3 protein-coding genes are annotated in these 2,518 nt (G+C 49.4%); all 3 read right to left on the reverse strand.

Going from position 1 to position 2,518, the window contains the following annotated elements; genetic code table 11:
- A partial coding sequence (gene mobV, locus BLW21_RS20915; protein WP_175471087.1) for a MobV family relaxase occupies positions 1-834 on the reverse strand: 834 nt, incomplete at its 3' end.
- Positions 835-1,228: 394 nt separating this feature from the next.
- Complete coding sequence (locus BLW21_RS20920) at positions 1,229-1,630, reverse strand: Imm50 family immunity protein (protein ID WP_092744048.1); 402 nt, start codon at positions 1,628-1,630, stop codon at positions 1,229-1,231.
- Between the two features lie 146 nt (positions 1,631-1,776).
- Positions 1,777-2,376, reverse strand: coding sequence for a replication/maintenance protein RepL (locus BLW21_RS20925; RefSeq protein WP_139255380.1), 600 nt, complete (start codon positions 2,374-2,376; stop codon positions 1,777-1,779).
- Positions 2,377-2,518: the final 142 nt, after the last annotated feature.

Genomic DNA, 2,518 nt, shown 5'->3' on the forward strand with positions numbered 1-2,518 from the left:
CTGTTTTTGGAGCACTCTCACCTGCTCCGCTGCAGCCGTGTTCGCCTGAGCGAGCTTGGCGACCTCAGCGAGCTGCGCCCGCGCGGCCTCGGCTTGGCGGGCCATTTCGGCGTTAATCCGTGCTTCCTCGCCGGCTTTCCACTCGTCCCGCCCGAGTAAGGGTGGGTCGGTGAGCTGGAATGCCGGCGCCGGCGCGGTGGGCCTGGTCAGCTCCGCCACGCGCTGCGCGTGCTGGGCCTCCAACCCATACAGGCGCTGCATCGGGTCGTGCTTGGCCTGGCTGTGCTCGACGCCGCGTTCAAACCCATGCGGGGCCATTGCCTGGGCGTACTCGGTTTGCAGCTGACGCAAGCTCTTGGGGTTGAATAGCTGGTCGGCCGACAAGGTGTTCTTATCCGTGATGGGGGCCAGCACCGCGTGAATGTGCGGGGTCTTTTCATCCTGGTGCAGCGTGAACGAAACGATGTTCTTGGCCCCGAACTGCTCCTTTAAAAAATTCAAATTGTCCTGCGCCCATTTGCTTTTGGAGTAGTCGGCCGCTCGCCCGTCCTGGCCACGTACAAACCCCTCCGGGCTGCCGGTCAGAATCACCTCCATCCCACGCACGGAATCATGTCGGATACGCTTCACTCCGGCCTCCTGGATGCGGGCTTCCAAAAGGCTCCAGTAGTCTTTTTTCTCGTGGTTGATATACTCCCGGTTCCGGTATGGGGCCTCTTTGTCAGCGTTACCTATGGAGTGGGGGTGCTGCTCCTGGCGGTAGTTGTGGCCAGTGGCCGCGAGGGCGTGCGCCTGGGTCTTGATTTTGGCAACTCGGATGACGGCGTAGGGCATGGGGCGGTGGGGAAAGGAAATGGGCAGGCGGCTTAGCCTTATGCCTTTTTTACCTCGGGGGAACAGGGGGCAGCGCCCCCAGGAGAACGAGCTGCCCCGCAGGGACCACGGTTTGAACTTGGGGGAGGGGCGCGTAGCAGGCCCCTTCCCCAAGTTCAAACCATAGTGGGTTATGGCTTTGTTTTTCTGGCCGGTCTAAGTTACGGATTTTTGCCCTACCTTAGCCGGGCTTACTTGAAGCGGACTTGTTTGGTAGAGGTATCAAACGGGAAGGAATAAGGTAGGTGCTATAAACGCCTGAAAGCCCCAGCTAGACAGTGTTGAAGGTTCGCCCTCTACTGCATAACTGGGGCTTTTTATTTCCCTTCAGTTCCCTACCATCCCGCTAAAGTGCTTACTCAACTTTTCCTCTATAGGCTGTAATGCCATCGATGTATAGATACCCAAATTTCACTTTCGCTTGTATGTTATCAGCTTTGATTTCAAAAATTAGGCTCTCATCTTCTCTCTTAAAAGAGAAATCACAGAATGTCTGAGGTACTATTCCCCTTCCTTCTAAAGTGGTGCTTGATACGTCAATTAGCTGTAGTGAAATTGAGGCAGTATTATTCCCTCTTGACACCCACTTCGCGGGTGGTTTAGAGGGGTAGTTAGACGGGCCAAATCTTAAAAGAATTATAGAGCCCCCATCTAATCTAAACTCCATTTCATGCAGAAGTACCCCTTCTAATATGGGAATTTCATCTCCATAAATTGACTCAACTACTTCGGGATTGGAGGCTAACTTAAACCACATGAGTTAACTGGTTATGTAAGAGTAGTAGTGGCTTTTTTGGTTGAAAAGTACTGATAGCTCGTTCTCCTGGGGGCTCTGCCCCCTGCCCCCCCGAGGTAAAAAAGGCATGGTGCTAAGCCGCCTGCACGCTCTTTTCTTCCCTTTTGTCATTCATCCTCCCTTGCCTCGTGTTCTGGGCTTGTGGGGATGTTTGTTTGAGTAAAAAAATCTAGTTGCCCCTGAGGTAAAGGCATTTTCTTGTCTTGCTGCACTACGTACTCGTTTACCATTACAAGGCGACTACCATTGAAGAAGATAGCTGGGTTTATAAAGAACGTATAAGCCTTGTGAGTACGGGCTATAAAATTATTTTTAAGTAGCTCACTTACACCATTATATACTGATGCCTTACTTGTGTAGCCAGTAAATTTCATGCAATCCTCTAAGTCGAATAATACCTGGTCCTTAGAGACGTGCAAAGCATCTAGGAAGTACCCAAAAGCCTTGATTCCCGCACTGCTCAAACAGAATAATGCCTGAATCTGACCTTTAAAAATCTTTCTAAACTGTTCCTTATCAACTGCTTGTCTTGTACCAATGAGCATGCTATGTTCTTCTCCACTTTCAGTATTTACAATCGAGAAGTTTTTAGGATTGCCTACTTGAACTACTTTATTCCTAGTGGGGACCACTAAAGAGCTCAAATAAGGATTGCTTTCATGAACTGGAAAGGTGGTTAAGCTTTCGTTTTTTTCGGTCTTTTTCATACGGCTAGTTCAATTTGTATGGGGTAAATATAGAATATCTTTCCATACTTTTTGTACATAAAGTTCAAAAATATGCCCTAAATTTTGAACTGAAAGTATACTAGGTGTGAACTATTAGTCTACGAATCGTGTACTTTTTTTT

Origin of the sequence: Hymenobacter psychrophilus (assembly GCF_900107135.1) — a bacterium.
Lineage (GTDB): Bacteria > Bacteroidota > Bacteroidia > Cytophagales > Hymenobacteraceae > Hymenobacter > Hymenobacter psychrophilus.

Bases quoted from the DNA above. Each gene is read 5' to 3' on its own strand.
- BLW21_RS20920 (WP_092744048.1), bottom strand. From the start codon at position 1,630: ATGTGGTTTAAGTTAGCCTCCAATCCCGAAGTAGTTGAGTCAATTTAT.
- BLW21_RS20925 (WP_139255380.1), bottom strand. From the start codon at position 2,376: ATGAAAAAGACCGAAAAAAACGAAAGCTTAACCACCTTTCCAGTTCAT.